23 protein-coding genes and 1 pseudogene are annotated in these 22,392 nt (G+C 35.4%); 19 read left to right on the plus strand and 5 right to left on the minus strand.

Annotation, left to right across the window (positions count from 1 at the left end; genetic code table 11):
- Positions 1–167: 167 nt before the first annotated feature.
- Complete coding sequence (locus HZI73_RS04235) at positions 168–467, minus strand: hypothetical protein (protein ID WP_212697020.1); 300 nt, start codon at positions 465–467, stop codon at positions 168–170.
- A gap of 212 nt (positions 468–679) precedes the next feature.
- Here HZI73_RS04235 and HZI73_RS04240 point away from each other — a divergent pair, with 212 nt between their 5' ends.
- A complete protein-coding gene (locus HZI73_RS04240; RefSeq protein WP_212697021.1) occupies positions 680–1,084 on the plus strand; it encodes a hypothetical protein in 405 nt (134 codons plus the stop codon).
- A 250-nt stretch (positions 1,085–1,334) separates the two neighbouring features.
- On the opposite strand, the gene HZI73_RS04245 is transcribed toward HZI73_RS04240, so the two are convergent.
- The 3 genes from HZI73_RS04245 to HZI73_RS04255 all read right to left on the minus strand — a co-directional run bounded on the left by HZI73_RS04245 (position 1,335) and on the right by HZI73_RS04255 (position 4,180).
- Positions 1,335–1,781, minus strand: a complete 447-nt coding sequence (locus HZI73_RS04245; RefSeq protein WP_212697022.1) for a hypothetical protein — start codon at positions 1,779–1,781, stop codon at positions 1,335–1,337.
- A 138-nt stretch (positions 1,782–1,919) separates the two neighbouring features.
- The gene (locus tag HZI73_RS04250) at positions 1,920–3,482 is read right to left on the minus strand and encodes a putative ABC exporter domain-containing protein (protein ID WP_212697023.1); all 1,563 of its coding nucleotides are present in this window, start codon (positions 3,480–3,482) and stop codon (positions 1,920–1,922) included.
- A complete protein-coding gene (locus HZI73_RS04255) occupies positions 3,479–4,180 on the minus strand; it encodes an ABC transporter ATP-binding protein (protein WP_212697024.1) in 702 nt (233 codons plus the stop codon). The genes HZI73_RS04250 and HZI73_RS04255 overlap by 4 nt, the downstream gene beginning before the upstream one ends.
- Positions 4,181–4,447: 267 nt before the next feature.
- Between HZI73_RS04255 and HZI73_RS04260 the strand changes: the two genes are divergently transcribed.
- From HZI73_RS04260 to tnpA, 14 genes and pseudogenes are all read left to right on the plus strand, one after another.
- The gene (locus HZI73_RS04260; protein ID WP_212697025.1) at positions 4,448–5,428 is read left to right on the plus strand and encodes a biotin--[acetyl-CoA-carboxylase] ligase; all 981 of its coding nucleotides are present in this window, start codon (positions 4,448–4,450) and stop codon (positions 5,426–5,428) included.
- A gap of 21 nt (positions 5,429–5,449) precedes the next feature.
- A complete protein-coding gene (locus HZI73_RS04265) occupies positions 5,450–5,776 on the plus strand; it encodes a DUF6145 family protein (protein WP_212697026.1) in 327 nt (108 codons plus the stop codon).
- Between the two features lie 321 nt (positions 5,777–6,097).
- Positions 6,098–6,403: a Dabb family protein gene (locus HZI73_RS04270; protein ID WP_212697027.1), complete on the plus strand. Its 306-nt coding sequence runs from the start codon at positions 6,098–6,100 to the stop codon at positions 6,401–6,403.
- Positions 6,404–6,575: 172 nt separating this feature from the next.
- A complete protein-coding gene (locus tag HZI73_RS04275) occupies positions 6,576–7,166 on the plus strand; it encodes an ECF transporter S component (protein ID WP_212697028.1) in 591 nt (196 codons plus the stop codon).
- A 256-nt stretch (positions 7,167–7,422) separates the two neighbouring features.
- Positions 7,423–8,193, plus strand: a complete 771-nt coding sequence (locus HZI73_RS04280) for a type III pantothenate kinase (protein WP_212697029.1) — start codon at positions 7,423–7,425, stop codon at positions 8,191–8,193.
- Between the two features lie 8 nt (positions 8,194–8,201).
- Entirely contained in the window at positions 8,202–9,170 is a 969-nt protein-coding gene (gene dusB, locus HZI73_RS04285; protein ID WP_212697030.1) for a tRNA dihydrouridine synthase DusB, read from the plus strand.
- Positions 9,171–9,222: 52 nt separating this feature from the next.
- Positions 9,223–10,164, plus strand: a complete 942-nt coding sequence (locus HZI73_RS04290) for a hypothetical protein (RefSeq protein ID WP_212697031.1) — start codon at positions 9,223–9,225, stop codon at positions 10,162–10,164.
- A 296-nt stretch (positions 10,165–10,460) separates the two neighbouring features.
- Positions 10,461–10,937 carry a transcription elongation factor GreA gene (greA, locus tag HZI73_RS04295; protein ID WP_212697032.1) on the plus strand — a complete coding sequence of 159 codons (477 nt, stop codon included), beginning with the start codon at positions 10,461–10,463 and terminating at the stop codon, positions 10,935–10,937.
- 327 nt (positions 10,938–11,264) lie between these two features.
- Positions 11,265–12,761 (plus strand): lysine--tRNA ligase, encoded by a 1,497-nt coding sequence (lysS, locus tag HZI73_RS04300; protein ID WP_212697033.1) that lies wholly within the window; start codon positions 11,265–11,267, stop codon positions 12,759–12,761.
- Between the two features lie 55 nt (positions 12,762–12,816).
- On the plus strand, positions 12,817–13,026 hold the full coding sequence (locus HZI73_RS26505; protein ID WP_246552355.1) for a hypothetical protein: 210 nt from the start codon (positions 12,817–12,819) through the stop codon (positions 13,024–13,026).
- A gap of 101 nt (positions 13,027–13,127) precedes the next feature.
- The gene (locus HZI73_RS04310) at positions 13,128–15,239 is read left to right on the plus strand and encodes a DNA methyltransferase (RefSeq protein WP_212697034.1); all 2,112 of its coding nucleotides are present in this window, start codon (positions 13,128–13,130) and stop codon (positions 15,237–15,239) included.
- Positions 15,239–17,995 (plus strand): DEAD/DEAH box helicase, encoded by a 2,757-nt coding sequence (locus HZI73_RS04315; protein ID WP_212697035.1) that lies wholly within the window; start codon positions 15,239–15,241, stop codon positions 17,993–17,995. The genes HZI73_RS04310 and HZI73_RS04315 overlap by 1 nt, the downstream gene beginning before the upstream one ends.
- Positions 17,992–18,132 carry a hypothetical protein gene (locus HZI73_RS04320; protein ID WP_212697036.1) on the plus strand — a complete coding sequence of 47 codons (141 nt, stop codon included), beginning with the start codon at positions 17,992–17,994 and terminating at the stop codon, positions 18,130–18,132. The genes HZI73_RS04315 and HZI73_RS04320 overlap by 4 nt, the downstream gene beginning before the upstream one ends.
- A 910-nt stretch (positions 18,133–19,042) precedes the next feature.
- Positions 19,043–19,499, plus strand: a pseudogene (tnpA, locus tag HZI73_RS04325) (IS200/IS605 family transposase).
- A gap of 430 nt (positions 19,500–19,929) precedes the next feature.
- Here the strand turns inward: tnpA and HZI73_RS04330 are convergent.
- Positions 19,930–20,547 (minus strand): hypothetical protein, encoded by a 618-nt coding sequence (locus tag HZI73_RS04330; protein WP_212697037.1) that lies wholly within the window; start codon positions 20,545–20,547, stop codon positions 19,930–19,932.
- Between the two features lie 349 nt (positions 20,548–20,896).
- Here HZI73_RS04330 and HZI73_RS26635 point away from each other — a divergent pair, with 349 nt between their 5' ends.
- The 4 genes from HZI73_RS26635 (at position 20,897) to HZI73_RS04345 (ending at position 22,381) form a co-directional block, all read left to right on the plus strand.
- A complete protein-coding gene (locus HZI73_RS26635) occupies positions 20,897–21,031 on the plus strand; it encodes a hypothetical protein (protein ID WP_281418861.1) in 135 nt (44 codons plus the stop codon).
- Between the two features lie 186 nt (positions 21,032–21,217).
- Positions 21,218–21,667 carry a hypothetical protein gene (locus HZI73_RS04335; RefSeq protein ID WP_212697038.1) on the plus strand — a complete coding sequence of 150 codons (450 nt, stop codon included), beginning with the start codon at positions 21,218–21,220 and terminating at the stop codon, positions 21,665–21,667.
- A gap of 7 nt (positions 21,668–21,674) precedes the next feature.
- A complete protein-coding gene (locus HZI73_RS04340) occupies positions 21,675–21,974 on the plus strand; it encodes a hypothetical protein (protein ID WP_212697039.1) in 300 nt (99 codons plus the stop codon).
- Between the two features lie 8 nt (positions 21,975–21,982).
- Positions 21,983–22,381: a hypothetical protein gene (locus HZI73_RS04345; protein ID WP_212697040.1), complete on the plus strand. Its 399-nt coding sequence runs from the start codon at positions 21,983–21,985 to the stop codon at positions 22,379–22,381.
- Positions 22,382–22,392 lie beyond the last annotated feature (11 nt).

Here is a 22,392-nt window from a genome sequence, read left to right on the forward strand (position 1 = left end):
AAATAACGGTTTATTTATATTAACTAAAAAAGAGTATATCTTTTTATTGATTATGCCAATAATGTACTATGAGGTTCTATTATATGGTATTTACTATGAAATTAAAAAATCGATATATTTTTATTTTGCTTAAGTTCGTTTCTATGGTGATGTTAATAGGGTTAAAATTATAGATCAATATTTTTTTTAAGTATCTTATCATGAGATGATTTATTTTGTAGGATCTTATTTGAAAACTTTTTTCGCTTTATAAAGATTAATACAGCTATAAAATCTACACCTAGAGCTATTGTAATGATTACTACACGTACTTCTTTACGTATATTCAAAAGGTTTAATGTTAGCATGATAAGCTGTATAGGCACAATAAAAGCATATTTATAGATAGTTTTTTGTATATCTGCCTTAAAAAGCAATACAGTAATAATGACTAAAAAAGCTATTTGGAAGATTAGGTAAATTACCATGTTAATACCTCCTATACTATAAAAGAATTATAGCATAATATAAGAGTAAAATTATTTTTTATTAGCTTATGGAAGAAGTTACTATTATAGGTTTGTGGTTACATTGCTTAGCTAGATATTCATCATAAACATGAAAGAAATTAGTACTTAGGTTAAATGTATATAGCAGTTATGATTATCAATACAAGCAGTATAAACTAGGAGGAGTTAAGTTGAGTTTTGGATTTCTGCCTACACCCATATATATAACGATGGTATTATGTGTTTCAATTGTATTGCTTATCTATTTCATAAAGTATTATAAAGCAGGAAAAATATTACAAAGTATGCCATTAATTTTATCTTTTATAATAAGTTTGTTGGTTGCATTAGCAAAAATTATACAGGAATTTTTTATGGAATATGAAGAATATGTTAGCATACTGGTCGTAATTGGCGGTATACTTTTTGTTTTTAATATTATTTTTATTGGGATTGCAGGTTGGCAAAATTCTAAAATGGATCCTCAAAAAAGAAAATTATTTAATCTATTCCTGTTTTTTATGATAGGTTTGATTATATTTGCTACTGTTACGATAGGAGGATTATTCTATCTTAAAGCAAAAGGTTATTTTTAATATAGCAATACAATATTGAAAAAAGCGCACTCTTCATGAATGCGCTTTTTCCATCTACAACTCATAACCTCAAAACAATCTCCTGCTCAATAATATCAAGGGAGACAAGAGGACTTTCGTTTGTCATGTAATTAATCGCTGTAAGACTTGGTCCTAATAAAACAAGCCGTAAATGCATGAATACTAAATGCATTTACGGCTTAATCGGCTATTTTTCAGGTTTGGCTACTACTTTTAAATATCATAAGTATTACCAACAAGGTTTTTCTGTTTGATCATATACCCTTACTGAGAAATTTGGAAGGGGCTTATTGGACAGCCATTCATAGACAAATTTATAATTACCCTGACTTGGTACACTAAATACACTTCTGCCATTTAAACCAATTTGTCCTACTTGTATTATTTCAGTACGTTCTTCAACGAGTTGATTAGTATCAGCATTATAAAGCTTGATGATAAACCTTGCTTTAACCTCTGAACCGCCAATGTTTAACGATAATAATGGTCGACACTGACCAGAGTTAATAGTGAAAGTATCTGTAGAAAATTCTTGAAAAATAGGTACATTAACTTTTTGCAACTCTAATACGAGATTTTTATCACAATCTGAGCAGGCAAACGAAACTTGTCCCATAAATGTAAAAATAAATACAAATAATGTTAATAACCTAAATATTAAAGATTTATTGAACATAAAACCACCTCTTTTATTATTTTCATAATTATAACACAAATATTATGTGTTGTAAAATTTTACCTGACTATGGGAAGTTTGTTTGTCATATTATCAACATAAAAAAAGCGCACTCTCCATGAATGCGCTTTTTCCCATCTACAACTCCATGACCTCAAACAATTTCCTACTTGATAATAACATGATAAAGGATATCACAACATTGTATCCCATAAGCACAAAGTAATGTCCATAAGCTGATAACAGGGTACCTCTGAAAACAAATATTTCAGCTAAGATGGATAACACAATACCAGGTAATATTAAGAGGACGGTTAATAAGAGTCTTAATATCGTTTTTATGGTCTTATTATATGCACCTAATAGACGTCTGCCTAATAAATTCAAATAGATATAGAGGGCACCAAAAGTCATATAAGTGATGGCGCTTAACACAATATCTATAGGGTCAGCTTTCACCAGAAGGCCTGCAACGCTAAACAAGATCAAGCCATCCACAAGATTCTTTATATGATTAGCCAATGTCCCATAAAATACTTTTTCTATAGAATCTGCGGGTATAAGGTAAATATAATGTACTCTGATTTCTTCCATCCACTTTCCTTGCATGGATATAAACAATAACATATAGACACTAAAGTAAAGTACCGTACGCATACTGGCGTCATTCGTAATAAACTTGGCTAAAATACCCACAAACACAACACCGATGGTTTCTTTACCCACAAAGAAAAATCCATTTTTACGGTATTCAATTAAGTGCTTGTAAAAAATAGCTTTTGCACCACCTGAGCCAAAGTTCTGTTTTACCTTTTTCACCTTATCAACATTAATATCCCGAACAGCTCTCCCAGCCTTCTTAGCTGCAAGCTGTGTTTCACGTCTCTCTGTAGCGGACAGAACATCCTCATAATAATCTGTATTCACATAGTATAAAAGAGCAATTAATAAAACAATGGTCAGCACAATAACGACAGCATTAAATATAAACTGCTGGTTAATCGGATGAACCACATACCCAAAAACCTTATTAAACCATCCAATAATAGGTACCATACCAAAAGCTTTATGACTGGATATTTCAGTGACAGCTTCCACAATATTGCCCACTCGACTAAGGATGATAAGGAACCATATTGCTATCCCACCATAAACACTATAGATAATTCTAGAAGCTAATGTCCGATGACTTTGCTTCCGTGATGTGATGGAATAGATGATTAAGGATAAAAGGGATAAGGTAAAATACAACGTAAACACACCAAAGACAAAAATTAGAATGCCTGTTGTTGTGATGGGATAATGATTCTTAAGGTTAGGTATCTGAAAAAATAAGACAAACATCAACCAAAAAGACATCATCATCTGCTTAATAAAGCCATAAATAAGGACGCGTTTAGGGGATATTGGTGCAGCAAAAGCAAAGTTTACATCCGCTTGTCGAAAAAAACTACTGCCTTTCTCCACGCCCTGTTGCAATTGAATAAACGTAAGAATGAGTACAAAAAGCAGTGAAATGACGTCAAAAGGAATCATAGGGGTAGTTGATAGATTCTCATTTGGCATGGTAAAACTGATCACAATAAATCCCAAAAAGAATATCGCTATAAACAAGTAGAGTATAAGCGTTCCAGGTTTTTTAACAATCGCCTTTAAACGGTTAATAAACGTTCGCCTCATAATATAGAATAATGGTCTCATAACGAACCCTCCGTAACATGGAAGAAGATGTCTTCTAAGGACTCGTTATTGTTGGCAAGTTCTTCACGTGTTCGTGATAAAACAATTTTCCCATCTTTCATAATAAGGGCTCTATCCCATACTTCCTCCACACTATCAATGATGTGTGTGCTGATGAGAATCGTGCAGCCACTATTTCTTAATTTAAGAAAAGCATCTTTTAAGGTTTTAATGGCCTTTGGGTCAAGACCAATCATGGGTTCGTCAAATAGAATAACTCTTGGTTCAAATAATAGAGCGCAACAAATACTGACTTTTTGCTTCATTCCTTTGGATAAGCTGGTACCTAATTTATCTTTTTTATCCCATAGGTCAAAGGCTTCTAAAAGCGTCTTAGCTTTTGCCTTGTAGTTTTTCATTTTATAAGCACTGGCAATATATTTAATATGTTCTTCAATGGTTAACATATCAAAAACAGCAGGTGCTTCAGGAACATACCCAAAGATACGCTTAGCTTCAATGCTTTTATTAGGCATGTCGTTGATGATAATATCGCCATCATAACGCAATAAACCAGCAATGGATTTTATGGTAGTACTTTTTCCTGCACCATTGGGTCCAAGTAATACAGCTATTTCGCCGTCCTTTACATGAAAACTGATGTTATCGACAGCCTTAATCTTATCATAGGTTTTTGTAAGTTGATTCACTTTTAACATAGGGTCACCTCTCTTATATTATATATTCCTCTCATCTGATGGATAATCATACGAATCATGCTTCATCCTACTATAATTGTATATGTATGATATTTACAGTATAAACAATAAAAGGTGAGTTCGTCAATGACATTTAGCAAAATAGCCCGTAAAACAGCCCATAATCATCTTGAAGCTGGGAATAATTAAAGGTATAATGATTGTATCAAAAACAGTTATGAACAAGGAGATTACATGTAAGTCTCTTAACCGAAAGTAGGCATATTCATGAAGGAAAAAATATTACAATTACTATATGACGCAGAGGCGTATATATCTGGAGAAGAAATGAGCCATACGTTAGGGGTGTCCCGTACAGCTATCTGGAAAGTGATCAACCAGCTTAAGAGTCAAGGCTATGAGATTGAGTCCGTGACACGAAAAGGGTACAAGCTTATTAATGCGCCAGATTTATTAAATAAGGAAGAATTGCATTACGATCTTCATACAGATTTCATTGGGCAAGAAATACACACCTATGAAACCCTTGGGTCAACCAATCAAGAAGCTAAAAAATTGGCACTTGAAGGGCTTCGTGATGGTACGGTTGTTATCGCCAATGAGCAAACCGCTGGGAAAGGCCGAAGAGGTCGCTCATGGGTATCGCCCCCTGGTACGGGTATCTGGATGACGCTGTTATTGCGACCAGATATACAGCCGCAGCATGCTTCCATGGTCACATTGGTAGCAGGTCTAGCTGTTTGTGAAGTGATACGTGAAGTAACAGGATTAGAAGCTGAAATTAAATGGCCCAATGATATTGTGTTGAATGGCAAAAAAATATGTGGGCTACTAACAGAGATGAATTCAGAGATTGATTATATTAATTTTGTTGTTATAGGTATAGGTATTAATGTGAATGTGGCTGAGTTTCCAGACGAGCTTAAAGGAATAGCCACATCCCTCTTGTTAGAAGGCGGGCAAACCTATGAAAGAAAAGTGTTGGTCAAACGTATTTTAGAACGGTTTGAAAAATACTATAAGCTGTATTTGGAAACGGAAGATTTGAGCCATATGATTGACGCATATCAAGAGCATTGTGTGAACATTGGACGAGAAGTTCGTGTTTCTCGGAAGAATGAAGTGCTGATTGGGACTGTCAAGAAGGTCTCAGATAAAGGTGAGTTAATTGTGATAGACGACAAAGGTGATGAAAGACTTATCCATTCAGGTGAGGTATCCGTTCGCGGTATTTATGGTTATGTATAAAGGATAGAGAGGAGTAATGTTATGGAAGAAGAAAGAGTTATATTAGCGGTTTCCAATGGTTATAATAAGAAGTATTATTTAAATGAAGATTTTGAGGGTTTGCCTCAGCAGGTGAAGGATGAAATAAAAATCACATCGGTTCTATATACAGAGGATATTGGTGGGATTTTTACCATTGGGTTTGAGGAGAATGGTGATTTATTTCTTGAAGTAGAGGTAGATGAGAATGATTTGTTGTTTGATGATATTGGTAGTGGATTGAAAATTAAGCAGATGCAGCAGGAGAAGCAGGAGTTGTGGGAGGCTTTGGAGACTTATTTTAGGGTGTTTTACTTGGGGGAGGAATAAAGAGGCTGATAGGTATGGGATTTAGGTTAGTGCAAGATGGCGTAGGGTATTTATGCTATAAAAAAGTTTAGTTAAATAGCTATGCGTAAAACTAAGTGCACTGCAGGTGATTTACCCTAAACCTTAAAACTCCCTGCGGTCAGACAATTAAGGTTTTTAACGGGTAAATCACCTTTCGTTTACTAAGATTTACGAATAGCTATTTAAAAGTCACTGTTTTTATAGCATAAATACCCTACTGGGCTACGTGGGTAGTTGGTGTAAATGATAAGGATTATGATACTATTTTAGTAACAGAATAGTGATTAGGAGGAAGATATTATGATACGTCATGTAGTGATGTTTAAGTTTTTGGAAGAGGCAGGAGGATCTGGTCGATTGGAGAATCTGTTAAAGGCGAAGGCTTTGTTGGAGGGGCTTGTGGGTAAGGTGCCTGAGATCAAGTGGCTGCATGTGGGGCTTAATCATGAGGAGGCAGATGATGAGAATTATGATTTGGTGTTAACGGTGGATGTAGAGACTATAGATGATCTAGAGGCTTATCAGATAAATCCAGACCATAAGATGGTTGGTGGTTTTATTAAGCAGGTTGTGTGTGGGCGAGCTTGTGTGGATTATGCTATTTAGGTAGGGTATAAGGAGGGTGTCATAGGGTGGTTGGTGAATAATTGGTAGGTGTGCTGGGGATGATAATGGATTGTATCAATCGCTTGTTGTCTTTTAATCATTTTGTGTTATAATATGATTCATATTATATATGTCTTGTATCCATAAGGAACGAGAACAGGAGGTTATTAAAATGAAACAAATGTCGACAAGGAAGCTTGTCTTGGCTTCTGTGATGGTAGCTATTACGATTATTTTAGCTTACACACCTTTGGGCTTACTGCCTATTCCACCCATTAATCCTACAATCTTACATATCCCGACGATTATTATTGCTATATTGGAAGGACCCATTATGGGGCTTATTGTTGGTTTGGGATTTGGGTTAACCACGTTGGTTAAAGCATTTACCATGCCTACCATGGTGCTAGACCCATTGTTTATGAATCCATTGATCTCAGTCTTGCCAAGAGCTTTAATTGGTGTAGGTGCTTACTATGTGTATGCACTTCTAAAAAACCTGTTAGGCAAGTTAAAAGCGGGCGAGACCATTGCTGTCACTGCTGGTGCCATTGTGGGAAGTTTTATCAATACCATTGGTGTCCTTGGGATGATTTATGTGTTGTATGATGATGTTATTGTAGAGAAATTTAGTATGAATGCTCAGAAATTTGTTATAGCAGTAGCCACGACCTCCGGTGTTGGTGAAGCAGTGGTAGCAGCTGTTGCAACATTAGCGGTGGTATTGGCCTTAAAAAAAGTATATTATAGAGGTAATAAATAGAGTCATCTAGATATAGGCAGCATAGGTGTTTTAAGATGATACGTTCAATAAGCAATAAGTGGTTGGAAGATATACCTGTCCATGGGTCTCATATTGATTAAGGCTAAGTCGCTTAATATGAGAGCAACCCTCTAATAGTGTATATCTTCCTTCAATGCTGTTAAGGTATAAGCTCGTTGTATAATAGATGAACACAGTTATAACAAGAAGTTAGTATGAGAGACTAAATGATAAAAAAGATAAGGATGTGATGGATATGTTATTTGTCATTGATATCGGTAATACGAATATCGTACTTGGCGCATTTAAAGGTGATGACCTTGTTGTCAGTTGGCGTATGACCACCAAGACACCACGTACGTCAGATGAATATGGGTTATTTATGTATAATTTGCTGCTGAGTAAAGGCATTGATAAAGATGAGATAAAAGATGTGATTATAGCCTCTGTTGTACCTAATATCATGTACTCTTTAGTGAGTGGTATTATTAAATATTTTGATACAACACCCATTATTGTTGGACCTGGTGTAAAGACGGGTATTGATATTCGTACAGATAATCCAAAAGAGGTTGGCGCTGATCGTATTGTGAACACAGTAAGTGCCTATGATACTTATGGAGGACCAGCTATTGTCATTGATTTTGGGACAGCTACTACCTATGATGTGGTCACAGAGGATGGTATTTTTAATGCGGCCATTACATCACCGGGTATTAAGATTGCTGCGAATGCATTATGGCAAAAAGCGGCAAAGCTGCCAGAAATAGAAATCAAGAAACCTGATAGTATTTTAGCTAAGAACACCGTGACGAGTATGCAGGCAGGACTTGTATATGGTTATATAGGACAAGTGGAATACATTGTTAAGAAAGTGAAAGAAGAAATGAAGCGACCAGACATGAAAGTCATTGCCACGGGAGGATTAGCGAAGATTATTTATTCAGAGACAGATGTCATTGATGTGTACGATCCCATGTTAACCTTAAAAGGACTAAAAATTATCTATGACAAAAATAGAAGTTGAGTGATAAGATGAAAATCGGAAATGTTCAATTAGAAAACAATGTATGTTTAGCACCTATGGCTGGTGTAACAGATTTACCATACCGATTGTTATGTAAAGAGCAGGGGTGTGGTTTGGTTTATACAGAGATGATTAGTGCCAAAGCAGTCTATTTTAATAATAAAAACACGAATCTCCTGATGCAAATTGATGAGAAGGAGCGACCAGTAGCCATGCAGCTATTTGGTTGTGACCCTGATTTGATGGCGGAGATGGCTAAGAAGATAGTGGACGAACATTCACAAATTGACATCATAGATATTAACATGGGTTGTCCAGTACCTAAAGTGGTGAATAATGGTGAAGGTTCAGGACTGATGAAACAACCAGGATTAGTAGGTGAAATCGTTAAGAAGGTCTCAAGAGCCATTCCTATACCGCTAACCATTAAGATAAGAAAGGGTTTTGATGATAACCTTATTAATGCAGTTGAAATTGCCAAGATAGCAGAAGCTAATGGTGCAGCAGCTGTAGGTGTTCACGGCCGCACAAGGGAACAATACTATAGTGGGAAAGCCGATTGGGATATTATCCGCCAGGTAAAAGAAGCAATCACTATACCTGTATTGGGGAATGGGGATGTATTTACGCCAGAAGATGCAAAGGCAATGCTTCATGAAACAGGGTGCGATGGCATACTCATTGGAAGAGGTGCTCAGGGAAATCCATGGCTGTTTAAGCGAATTATTCATTACCTTGAGTCAGGTGATTTATTACCTTTACCTACTCTACAAGAAATTGTGGAGATGATTCAAAGACACATGGCCATGTTATGTGCATATAAAGGCGAGTATACTGCCATTCGAGAAATGCGTAAGCACATATCCTGGTATACAAAAGGTTTGCCAGGCTCGGCGAATCTTCGTCGTTCCATTAATCAACTGGAGTGCTTTGAGGCCATCGAGGATAAATTAGAAGAACTAAAAAATATGACATAAAACAGTTCGTTTCATAATAGGTTATATTAAAACACAATATGAAGTGATGTAAATGTATAAAAAATATGCAGTACTGCGATGTGCAAGTGATATCCATGATTTACCCCTTAGAAATCCCCTCATGCGTTATATGCCAAAAAAAATGCGTCGTGGTCATATTTTGAAAAGATTACCCGCATTCGCTTCGGAAGTAAACCACCTTGATCTTACAGGTCTTGATATTACCTTACCCATTATGGAAGAAGAGTTATGTCATGAGCAATATGTGAAGGACGTTATTTCAGAGTGGAATCAAAAAGCCATGCTGTATAATATTAATGCCACGGTTTTATCAAAGGAATTAAGGCCATTTCGTGATACGTTTAATGGGCTGATTGCTGATAAAAACCATATTCAGTTCTTGTACATGGATGCCGTTATTGAAGAAATCATTAAAAGAAGTCATAAAGAATTAAAAGATATGAATTTTGTTCTTATAGATGGAGATAATAGTAGAACAACATACATTATGAACCAGATATATGACCATATTAACAATTTAACCATCATTACATCTCAACCAGAACACTTCGAAAAAAGCATCGAAGCCATTTATGAAGAAACAGGTCTGGCTGTATGGATAACCAATTATAACATTACCCAAAGAATCCCCAGCGATATTATTATTAACTGTAGCCAACATTCAAATAAAGTGTTTTATTGTTTTGATGAAGGTTCATATATGATTGATTTTATATCCGACGATGATAAAATTAAGAACATATTAATAAAAAGAAGTGATATTCATCTTGTGACAGAAGTGGATATGCTTGTAGAGAGTCGTCTTATGAATAAGGAATTATTCCATGGTATTTTGCTTAATGAAAACAGAATACTAAGGAGTATGTATATGTATGGATATAAGAGCACAATGTTCGAGAAAGTAAGTCAAATACTAGGCAAGTATCAAGTGGAAATTGGTAAACTATATCAGAGGGGGGAAACAATTATATAAGGCAACATCAAAACATTTCGATTTTCTTGACAACTTGTATATATTAAGTTATAATACCTTGAATATGAATGCTTTATTATATCTACAAGGTTGAATAAGTCATTTTATCAAAGGGATTCATTCAACGTAATTACCTAACTTTGTAAGTTGAATTACACAGAAATTATACGGATATAATAAAGCCATGTAATTCAACTTGTATTTGTAATACACAAACAAAAAGTATTGGGGGACTTTTACGATTTGTTAGACGTGTTACAGCAATATTATTAATATTAGAGGAAGGGTGTAGCAAGATGCCTGACAAAAAAATAATTCTAACATATAATGGACTGAGAGAATTAGAAGATGAATTACAGCATTTAAAGGTAGTAAGGAGAAAAGACGTAGCCGAGAAAATCAAAGAAGCCAGAGCACAAGGTGACTTATCGGAGAATGCCGAATACGACGCAGCAAAAGAAGAACAAGGAGAAATTGAAACAAGAATCGTAGAGATTGAAAACATACTTAAAAAAGCAGAAGTAGTTGATGAAGAAGAAGTATCACTGGATACAATCAATGTGGGTTGTAAAGTTCGTATATTTGACTTTGAATTTGATGAAGAAGTAGACTATGCAATTGTTGGTTCAATGGAAGCCGATCCATTGAATTATAAAATATCCAATGAATCACCTGTTGGTGAAGCCTTAATTGGTGCAAAGGTTGACGATGAGGTCATGGCAGAAACGCCCAATGGTGTTGTTAAACTAAAAGTATTAGATATTCATCGTTAAGGAGATAAATCGTACCGAGAAAGGTCATGATTAAGAGCTATTTATTTTATATAGGTAGTGCTAATGGATCTTTCCTAACGGACAAATCCGCTTTGCGGAACGAGGCGTAGCCTCTTTTGTTCTATAAGTAGTAGAATAAGAATATTGCTAAGTTTATATATGAAAAAGCGAGGGTTATCTTCATAAACAAATCTAGAAAATAGGTTTTTTATGAAGATAATTTTCGGTGTATATAAAAATCGTGTTAAATATTTGATGTGATTGCTAATGAGTGATATAATGAAATGCAAATACCAAAAACTATAAATGTACAAGGAGGGCTTGTAGATGTCAGATAATCCTAATAACAGTGTGGACAAAGAACAGGACCTTAATGAACTCTTAAAAATAAGAAGAGATAAATTAGCTGCATTACAAAGCAAAGGGAAAGACCCTTTTCAATTAACAAAATTTGATGTGAGTCATCATGGTGATGAAATCATTGATAATTTCGATACCCTTGAAGGACAAACTGTATCCATAGCAGGAAGAATTATGACCAAGCGTCTCATGGGTAAAGCTTCATTTTGCCATATAGCAGATAGAAATGGACAGATTCAAACCTACGTGAGAAAAGACGCCATTGGTGAAGAAGATTACAGCGATTTTAAACACTATGACCTTGGAGATATTATCGGTATAAAAGGCGAAGTATTCAAGACTCAGAAAGGTGAAATATCCGTTAAAGCAAAAGAAGTAACACTGCTTTCCAAGAGTTTACAGATACTGCCAGAGAAATATCATGGCTTGAAAGATACGGATACAAGATATCGCCAACGTTATCTTGACCTTATTGTGAACCCAGAAGTAAAAGAAGCATTCTTTGCAAGAACAAAGATTATCAAAGAAATTAGACATGTACTTGATAACAAAGGATACCTTGAGGTTGAAACCCCAGTACTGAACACTTTATCTGGAGGCGCATCCGCAAAACCATTTATCACCCATCACAATGCACTGGATATGGAAATGTATATGCGTATAGCCCTTGAACTACCCCTTAAACGTCTCATTGTTGGAGGTTTTGAACGTGTTTACGAAATTGGGCGGGTATTTAGAAATGAAGGATTATCTGTACGGCATAATCCGGAGTTCACATTATTAGAATTGTATGAAGCCTATACAGACTATCACGGTATGATGGATATCACAGAAGAGATTATTCGAACAGTAGCCATGAAGGTACTTGGTAAAACCACCGTTACGTACGATGGAGAAGAGATTGATCTTGGTAAACCATTTGCAAGATTATCCATGGTGGATGCTGTCAAGCAATATGCCAACATTGACTTTGATACCGTTGAAGGAGACGAAGCAGCAAAAGCATTAGCAAAAGAACACCATATTGACATAGAGAAACACTATAAGAAAGGTGATATCCTGAACTTATTCTTTGAAGAATACGTGGAAGAACACCTTGTACAACCCACATTTATTACCGATCATCCCGTTGAAATATCACCTCTGGCTAAAAGAAAGCCGGAGAAACCAGATTATACAGAGCGTTTTGAGCTGTTCATCACCAAGCGTGAATTTGCCAATGCGTTCTCAGAGCTTAATGACCCTATTGATCAACGTTCAAGATTTGAAAGACAAGAAGAACTTCGTGCAGCAGGGGATGAAGAAGCCAGCATGATTGATGAAGACTTTATTACAGCTCTTGAATATGGTATGCCTCCAACAGGTGGGCTTGGTATTGGTATTGACCGTTTGGTTATGTTATTAACGGATTCTTACTCCATCAGAGATGTATTATTATTCCCAACAATGAAACATAGAGACTAAGAAACTCTGTTAAATAAAGGATTTCTGATATGTGAAGTCGGAAATTACGACTGATTTGCGACCAAATAAAGAGAACATGCTTAAAAAAGAACTTCTAAGAAAGATTAGGAGTTCTTTTTTTGACATTAATGTGGAGATATGTATTGATAATGTAGCACATTGTGAGTATAATTACACACAGGAGGAAATCTATATGAATAAAACAATATCTATGAGTATTCGTGTGAGCGAAGAAGAACTTGAAAAGCTAAAAAAAGCGGCATAGTTAGAAGAATATGCTTCATATAGTGATTTCGTGCGCAGAACCGCTCTAAAAGAGGCTACAAGGGTTATTGTGGAAGATATGGATAAGGAGGAATAAGAAATATGGCTAATATTAATGAAACCATTTCTGAAGTGGCAAAGTTAAATCCGGAACTTGCACGTCAGATTCAGAAATATGTAAAGGACCATTCATACGGTCTGGTTTTTGAGCGTAATTTACCAGAAGCAATCAGACTATATAAAAAAGAACCAATTGCTGGTGATATAGTAAATATTCTTCCTGTACGTGGCGAGGAAGAAAAAGATGAAAATAAGGTTTCTTGGGTAGTAAAATCTATCAAGGATGGTGTGGCATCTTTGGAACATGATGGTGAAACAAAAGATGTTCCAGTTGAAGATATTGTGGTTCTTATAAGTTATCGGGATGTGATTTATCCAGGACTTAAAGAGATTGACCGTGTGGAACAAGGAAATCCTGATGACCCGTATCATATGGTTATTAATTCTGAAAATTATCATGCTTTGGAAGCACTAACATATGCATATGCAGGTAAGGTAGATTGTATTTATATTGACCCACCATACAATTCTGGTGCAAAAGATTGGAAATATAATAATGATTATGTAGTCGTAGATGACCAATATCGTCATAGTAAATGGCTTGCATTTATGGAAAGACGATTAAAGTTAGCAAAGCAGCTTTTAAATCCCAAGGATTCAGTTTTGTTAGTTACAATTGATGAACGTGAGTATGCAAGATTGTCATTGCTATTGGAACAGAATTTTCCTGAAGCAACTATTCAAATGGTAAGCATTACGATAAATCCATCTGGTGCAGTACGTAAAAATCTTTTTGCTCGTTCCGATGAATACATGTTTATTGTTTTAATAGGGGATGCCCATGTGAATCAAGTAAAAGGATTTGGTGATGAAACAGAAGTACGTTGGTGGTATTTGAGACGACTAGAATATGCGTCACGTAGAGGTACTGTAAAGGGTGGTGTAGCTCAGTTTTATCCTATTTATGTGGATGATGCTACTTTAAATATTGTTAAAATAGGTGAACCAATTACATCAGATGTTGATAGATATTCTGTACCTCAAATAGATGGAACAACTGCAGTATTTCCTGTAAAAGATGATGGTATGGAAATGAACTGGGGCGTTACTGGGGAAACACTTCAGAGACTTATTGATGAGCAGGTAGTTCAAGTTGTTAAGAATACAAGATCACAGAATCAACCATATACAATTAAGTATTTGAGTGAGAATTATAAGGAAAAAATCGATGAAGGGCGTTGGGCTGTCAGAGGATATAGAGAAGATGGTTCAAAAATTGTCGTAGAAACTGGAGGGAAACTGACACGAACAACAACAGTATGGTCTAGCAAACAATATGATGCTAAAACGTATGGTACAACTATATTAAAGAGTATTGTAAAAGATGATAGATTTTCATTCCCAAAATCATTATATTCGGTTTATGACGCTTTGAAAAATTTTGTGTCAGAAAAACCAGATGCGTTAATTATCGATTTCTTTGCTGGTTCTGGTACAACGCTTCACGCAGTGAGTTTGCTTAATGCCGTTGATGATGGTAGAAGACGTTGTATATGTGTGACAAATAACGAAGTATCGGCTGATGAACAAAAGAAATTTATAAAAGACGGTCTTCGTCCATATGATATGGATTGGGAAAAATATGGCATAGCAAATTATGTAACATGGGTAAGGACAAAATGTAGTATAAATGGCGTTGATGTTGATGGGAATCCATTGGATGGAGATTATGGAAAACCCTCAAAAGGTTTAGATTTAGGATTTAAATTAAAAAAATCCGATGGTTTCAAAGCGAATGCCGTGTTCTGCGAGTTGACCTACGAGTCAGCATGGCCTATACGACTTGACCGAGCATTTGATGCCATTGCGCCTATTCTTTGGATGCAGGCAGGATGCCAGGGACCGATTATTAAGCGTATTGGTAAGAGCTATTTAACCACAGATTTCTACGGAGTACTTTTTGACTACGGTCAGGCATCAAAGTTCTGTGAGAAAGTGAAGAAAACACAATCAATTACAACAGTGTTTGTGGTTACAGATGACCAGAGACGTTATTCAAATATGTGTAAACGTCTACCAGGAGTGGAAGTACATAGGTTGTATGAGACATTCTTGAGAACATTTGAGATTTGTGGTGAAGGAGGGTTAGACTGATGAAATATGGGTTGGTTGATTTTCAGAAGGATGCAGTGGCATCTCTTTTAAAAAAGATGGAATCCATGCAACGTAGCTATGAAGCAGATGGTTCACTTTCTGCTGTAGCTTTGACTGCTCCGACTGGTGCAGGCAAAACGGTTGTTTCGGCTGCTGTTGCAGAGGGATTATTTTATGGTAATGAAACATATGCGGGCGATGATAGAGCTGTAATCTTATGGCTGTCTGATAGTCCGAGCTTGAATGAACAGACTATGAAGAGATTTGATGCAGCAACTGATTTGCTTAATGGGGTAAATGCTATGGAAGCTATTGGTCCAGATTTTGCAAAGAATCATAGTAAATTGATGCCTGGACACATTTATTTCTTGAATAGACAGTTACTTGGCAAAGGCAAGAAATTGTCAAATGAAGCTGAGGGTGGACGTTCATTTTATGATGTATTGAGCGATACAATTGATGATTCTGATATTCATTTGTATCTGTTCATTGATGAAGCACATAGAGGTCTTGGGTCAGGAAATAATAAAGGAACTTCAGATAGTGCTAATAAGACTATTTACAGCATTATCATTGATGGTCAGGATGGAGTGAATAAACCAATGCCTTGCGTGGTTGGTATTTCAGCTACTCCAGAACGATTTAATAATGCTATGCAAGGTCGTAAGAACCGTGATATGAAAGCATCGGTTGATGTTCCAGTATCGGCAGTGAGAAGCTCTGGTCTTATTAAGGATACAATTGAACTTCGTACTCCGAAAAAGGCTGCTAATACAAAGCATCAGGATTTAACTCAGGCATGTGTGAGATTAGCAGAATCATCAAAGAAATGGAAAGATTACTGTACAGATAAAAATAAGAATGTTCTGCCAGTGGTTATTCCATTAATGGTTGTACAGGTTGAAGATAAGGTTACAAAGGATACCTTGACTGCTTTGTGTACTCAAATTCATAAGGTTCTTCCTTGGTTGGATATTTCAGATTGTTTCGGTAATGTATTTGGTGAGCATGAAGATATTACAACTACAGCAGGCAAGATTCCATATGTGAAACCAGAGGAAGTGGCTGAACGTACAGAAATCCGAGTACTTTTTGCTAAAGATGCTATCTCCACAGGTTGGGATTGTCCTCGTGCAGAAGTTATTTATTCAAGACGTAAACGTACTGATTCAACATATATTGCACAGTTGATTGGTCGTATGATTCGTACACCATTAGCAAGACGTGTGCCTACTATGGAAGAATTAAACACTGTAGCTTGTTATCTTCCTGAGTATGATTCAAGTACAGTTGAAAGTGTTGTTGAAAGATTAAAAGAAGATAATGTGGCTTTGCCAGATACAACCATTATTAAGAATCCAGCAGATGTAAAATTCTTTGGTGAGACAAAGAAAACTGTTGAGAAAAAACTGTCAAAGATTCAGTCTGTTGGTACAACAACTAGTAGTACAGGTTCTTCTTCAACATCTGGGCAGACTCCTGAACAGGTCGTGGAGGGAACAGAATTTTACGTAAATACAGACGATGATTTTGTTGTAGATTTTGATGATATTGAAGAAACTGAGCAGGAATTGACTGATGCTTTGGAAAGGATTCCTAAAGTGGATAGTGATGTGATTAAAGAAAGTTTTGAGGAAATCATTACCCGTCAGGTTCGGCATGATAAGCCAAATCATTTTCTTGATTTATGGGATTGTATTGATATCATTACTTCTGATATTGATTTGGAATCTGATTTGGGAAATCAGATTCAGGTGGAATTCTATAACAATATTGAGGGTGAAATAAAGAAGCATCCTGCAGAATTCAAGCGTTCCCTTGGTGGTATTAAAAATACGACTGTTACAGTGAAACGTGTTGACCCGCTGACTGGTGAAGAATACGAAGATAAAGAAGAGCTTGTTGAAAATGATGCTGATAGATTGGTGTTTTATTATAAACATGCTGTGGATGTATTTAAAGGTGCTTCAGATTTAATCAAGTATTGTATCAATAAACGTAAAGAAGATGAGTATGATTCTGATACTCAGGCAATTAGTCGTATTGCAGCTGTTGGATATTGCATGGAAATTGTTCAGGCAATGGAAGCATGGGCAGAGAATAAGACTGAAAAATTATTGGGAGTATATGCTCCTGATCGTTATGCAGTGTCTGATGAACATAAAGAACGATGGGACGCTATTGAAGGTAATACAAAGCCGTATATTGAGCGCAATCTTAGTGTTCAGGCAAGTATTACACGTCAGAATAAAGAGTATGATGCATATGCTAAGCATATTATTAGTGACGAATCAGGTTGGTCATACCATAAGTTGAATGATTTGGAGAAGAAAGTTCTGCAAACTGAATTAGCTAAATCGTTGAATGTGGCATGGTATAGAAATCAGTCTCGAAACTTGAATGCTTCACTTGCTATTCCATATATGATTAATGGTGAATGGGAAAATATGTATCCTGATTTTATTTTCTTCCAGCAGCTTGGAAATGGAGACATTGTACGAACCATTGTAGATCCTCATGGAGATTGGCTTGGAGATAGTGTGGCAAAGTTGAAAGGCTATGTTATGTACATTAAAGACCATCCATATATGTTTGGTTCGGTTCAGGCTGTTGCTGATAAAAAAGGTGGTGTTTGTAGATATCTTGATTTGATGATGCCTACTGTGCAGACAGCTATTGAAAACTTTACAGGTAGTTCGGCAAAAGTTTTGTTTAATGGTCCTTTGAGTAAAGAGTATAAAGTTAAGGAGGATTGACATTCAATGATGATACAACTAAAAAAACAATTTCCGTGTATCCAGAGTTGAATGGTAACTTACAGACTTTATTTGTTAAAGAATATTATAACGAAGAAATTGTTCCTATACTGTTTAAATATGAGTTTTTGAAGTAACATACAAATATTGAACTATACAATAAGCATGGACGATAATTTGAATACATATAAAACCAATCATCCTGTATGATCACCAAAAAGCATAAAGCTATCTCATTGCTATCAAAATGCATGTGATAGTTTTTTTATGCCGAATTATCTAATATTAAACCTAGACTAATTTGAGCCTGACCTCTTTGGCTTCAATAAACTTAGAATTTTACATTTCGATGATGTGTTTTGGCTATACCACTATCATTAGAGCACAGCAACTTCAAATGCCCTATGACAAAAGAGAACCGTAAAATTGATATTAATGAATTCAAATGTTTATTAAAAGGATATTAAAAGATATGTAGTTAGAACAACTGATAATTAATAAAAGTTATGTAAATATTTTTGTGTATTGTCTCTTTCTTGGTAAGGTTTTAAAATTACTTTTTGGGGAGCGAAAAGGTTGCTTCCCATTGATTATGATAGCCTAGTATACGGTTTTGTATGCTAAACTAATGTATAGTAGATGGGAATAGTGTGCTTTACTTTTTTGGGTCCCATCTGCTAAAGATAACAAAGCATACAAAATTAAAAAAGTAAAGGTGGAGATTATGCTTATTATAATACGGCCTTTACTTTTTAGAAGTATACGGAAACTTGGCAGATTACTTATTTAACTAACAAAAAAAGGTCTGGACTTTTTTTATCTTCACCAGGTAAAACCTAATATTATAAAAAAGCTATCCTCTTACGAGAATTCGTAGTGGATAGTTTTTTTTAGTTATGGACTTTAGTCTGTTGAGTACGCGCTAGCGTGCGAAACATTAAACCACCCGCTATGCGGGTGCGGAAACGATTGTTATACAAAAAAATCACCTAACCGTTATAATAGAAGTGTTCAAGCTACTACTATAACAAAGGAAAGGTGATTTTAATGGCAAATAAAGCACATAGTTTAGCACACACGAAATGGATGTGTAAATATCATATCGTGTTCACTCCTAAGTATAGACGAAAAATAATATACAATCAATACAAAGCGAGTGTAAGGGATATATTAAGGCAGTTATGTAGGTATAAAGGTGTAGAGATAATAGAAGGACATCTGATGCCGGATCATGTCCATATGCTAGTAAGTATTCCACCCAAAATGAGTGTATCTAGCTTTATGGGTTATTTAAAAGGAAAAAGTGCCTTAATGATGTTTGATAAACATGCAAACTTAAAATATAAGTTTGGAAATAGACATTTTTGGGCAGAGGGATATTATGTAAGTACAAGTAGGACTTAATGAGGCAACAATAAAGAAATATATCCAAGAGCAAGATAAGCATGACATAATGAAGGATAAGTTAAGTGTAAAAGAATATACGGACCCCTTCAAGGGGTAGCCGGTATTAAAAACCCCTTTAGGGGTGAGCAAAAGTGGTAAGGGCACTAGCTTGAACAATGTGAAAGCCAGCGTCTTTAGGCGCTGGCTGGTAACAACCCCTTATAGGGGTAGAACAAACCACCCGTTTTACGGGTGGTCATGATTCTGCTGATAATCAAATTGGGACACTATGTTATTAGGTGAGCTACAGCACAATTTGGTTATTTGAATTACAGTTGTTCATTGCTTTATAGTAGGGATTAATATGTTAGGCTGGCACAGAGTGCCTTCAGGCTTTAGCACCTAGCGCGCTTTCTGGCTAGGTGGTAAAGCCTGAAATAACATATTAATGGGTTCCTGCTGTCAAGTTATTAATAATTTACGATTCAAATAACAGGTGGCTCTCAAATTTCCTTATACTGATTCCGAAAATTACTGCGATATTAATATTACCAAATACCAGTATAAAGTTTTCCGGTATCGCTTATGTACATATTATCATCATAGTCTGAAAAGTGTTCGATTAAATAATTGCCGATTATTAAAGATATTAGTTGATTCGTTTTTATGCCAGTTATTTTTGAAATATCCTCTAATCTGTATGTGAATTGTTGTGAAAGTGGTATGGCGTATTGTTTCGTATTAGGTAATATGTCATTAAATTTGTAAGAATAATTTATATTAAATGAATCTAGCTTATCGTTTATACCAATATGAAGAAGATTGTTTATAACAATATTAGTTTTGGTTTCATAAGTTTCCTTTATTTTATATATACCATTATATATGTATTCAGAAACTTGCATGGAATATTTCTTTGGTTTCTTTTCTTTACCATAAGCTTCTAAAGTACCAAGTGTTTGTTTGAATTTGCATTTTTCGTACTTGCTTTTAAAAGTTTGCTTATCCGATTCAAATGAATGTAATTGTTCAGTTAATATAAATCTGACTATTGTTTGAATGGGAAGATTTAAAGATGAAGCATAACGATTAAGCTTAGTGAATGTATTTAATGATATTTTAAAATTTAATTTATAAATAAAAACTCCTTTCGTTTTTAGTTTCATTATACAATAATTAGACTAAAAATTAAAGGACATATAAAAAACTATGTGGACATATATGAAAAGGAGTAAGACATTGCTTTATGATAATAATGCTCTATTGATTGAAAATAATGTGGTTTAATATAATTACAGCCGGTAAGTACAAGGTGGGACGCCACCAATAAAGGAAAGCAAGCGCTGGCTTTTCTTAGAAAGGAGGTAATTTCTATGAAGATTTTAGGAATGAATTTTTCGAGAAATGCACATTGTTAGAAGGCTACTACGCTTCACGTAGCCGAAGAATTTAATGCTTACTATACAAATAGCGAAGCTGGTAGAGGTTGCATAGGAATGAAAGCTGACTCTGTATATGTTGGTAATTGGTAATTATGATTGTTCTGCTTTAAAAGTTGGAATGGATATTGATATTCTTTATGATAAAGCCATTACTACAGCTAAGGGCACATTTCAGACAATAAAGCGTATTGATGTTATAAGTAAATAGGATTAAATCAGCGGGCTTTATGCCCTCTGTAGAAAGGACACTAACTATGGAAATACTAATGTTAGTATTAGGCCTACTTGCTGTTGGTATAGGTGGGTTTTATGTTGTAACCTATGTTATTAGGTTGGGGACTGGTTATGATAATGATGAAGCAGTTACAAAGTTACATAATTTTATGCATGAAAGATGCAGTATTCTTTTTCCAATGATGTAGGATTTGATAATGATGTATGGGAGAACGTTAAGAATATTGTAGGTGAAAAGCGTTTTAAACAGCTTATAAATCTATCAAAGACAGCAATAAACACACCTCTGCTATGCTTTGGAGTGAATAGTGGGTTACCATATATTGCGATATCGGTGTATTACGAAGATGAGCATGAAAAACGTGTACTAGAAAATGTTCTATCGAATCTGGTTAGGGGCTATTTGAAGATTTATGGATTTAATACACACATTCTTGTAAATTGGAAGACCAGACATGATTTGAGAATGCCTTATCTTCTAATCAGATATGCAAGAATCCGAGAAGAAAAACGTATACTTGATATCGGGTTAGAAAACGACCGCGAAAGAATTATAACACGCAATAAAGTGGTCAAAGATCATACAGAAGCAGAGGATTTAGATGGGTGATTCTATAATGATCGGATATGATTATCAGTTATATAGCATACAAGGGTTAATAATTCCCTTGTATGCTCCATTGGATAGCCACTTTGTTATTGTAGGTGGTTCGGGTTCTGGGAAGAGTACTGCTATTCTGTACTGGTTATATAAGATAAAAAAATATGGTTTTTTACTATATATTGTTGATTTTAAGGCAAGTCGTGAATTTACTGGGATAACAATGAATTTTGCGGAGTTTGAGGAATCTTATGTAATGATAAAGAAGTATTATGAGGAGTTCTTAGCCACACCAGAGGGGGAGAGGGAGGAATAAAGATTCTTTTGATAGATGAGATTGCAGGGTTACTATCACATTATTCTGTGACTAAAGATGGAAAGAAAAAAGCAGATGAGATTAGGCAGATAATGAGTTCTATTTTGATGCTAGGAAGGTCAAGAAGATGTTTTTTGTGGCTATCCATGCAAAGATATACTGCATCAATCTTTCCTGCGTCAAGTGGTAGTGCAGATAATTTTCATGTATGTGCTGGATTGGGAAATCTTACTGCAGAAGGTAGAAAAGGGTTATTTGCGGGCGAACGTTTAGTAGATGAACAAGATATAAAATTTGGGCAAGGTAAAGGAATCGTACTTATTGATGGGCAATCGATAAAGGGCTTAATTATTCCAAAGGTTTCAAAGAAGAAAATATTGAAACTATTACATGAGGATTTCCAATGATTCTGTCAAAG

The sequence above is a fragment of the Vallitalea pronyensis genome, from assembly GCF_018141445.1.
Lineage (GTDB): Bacteria > Bacillota > Clostridia > Lachnospirales > Vallitaleaceae > Vallitalea > Vallitalea pronyensis.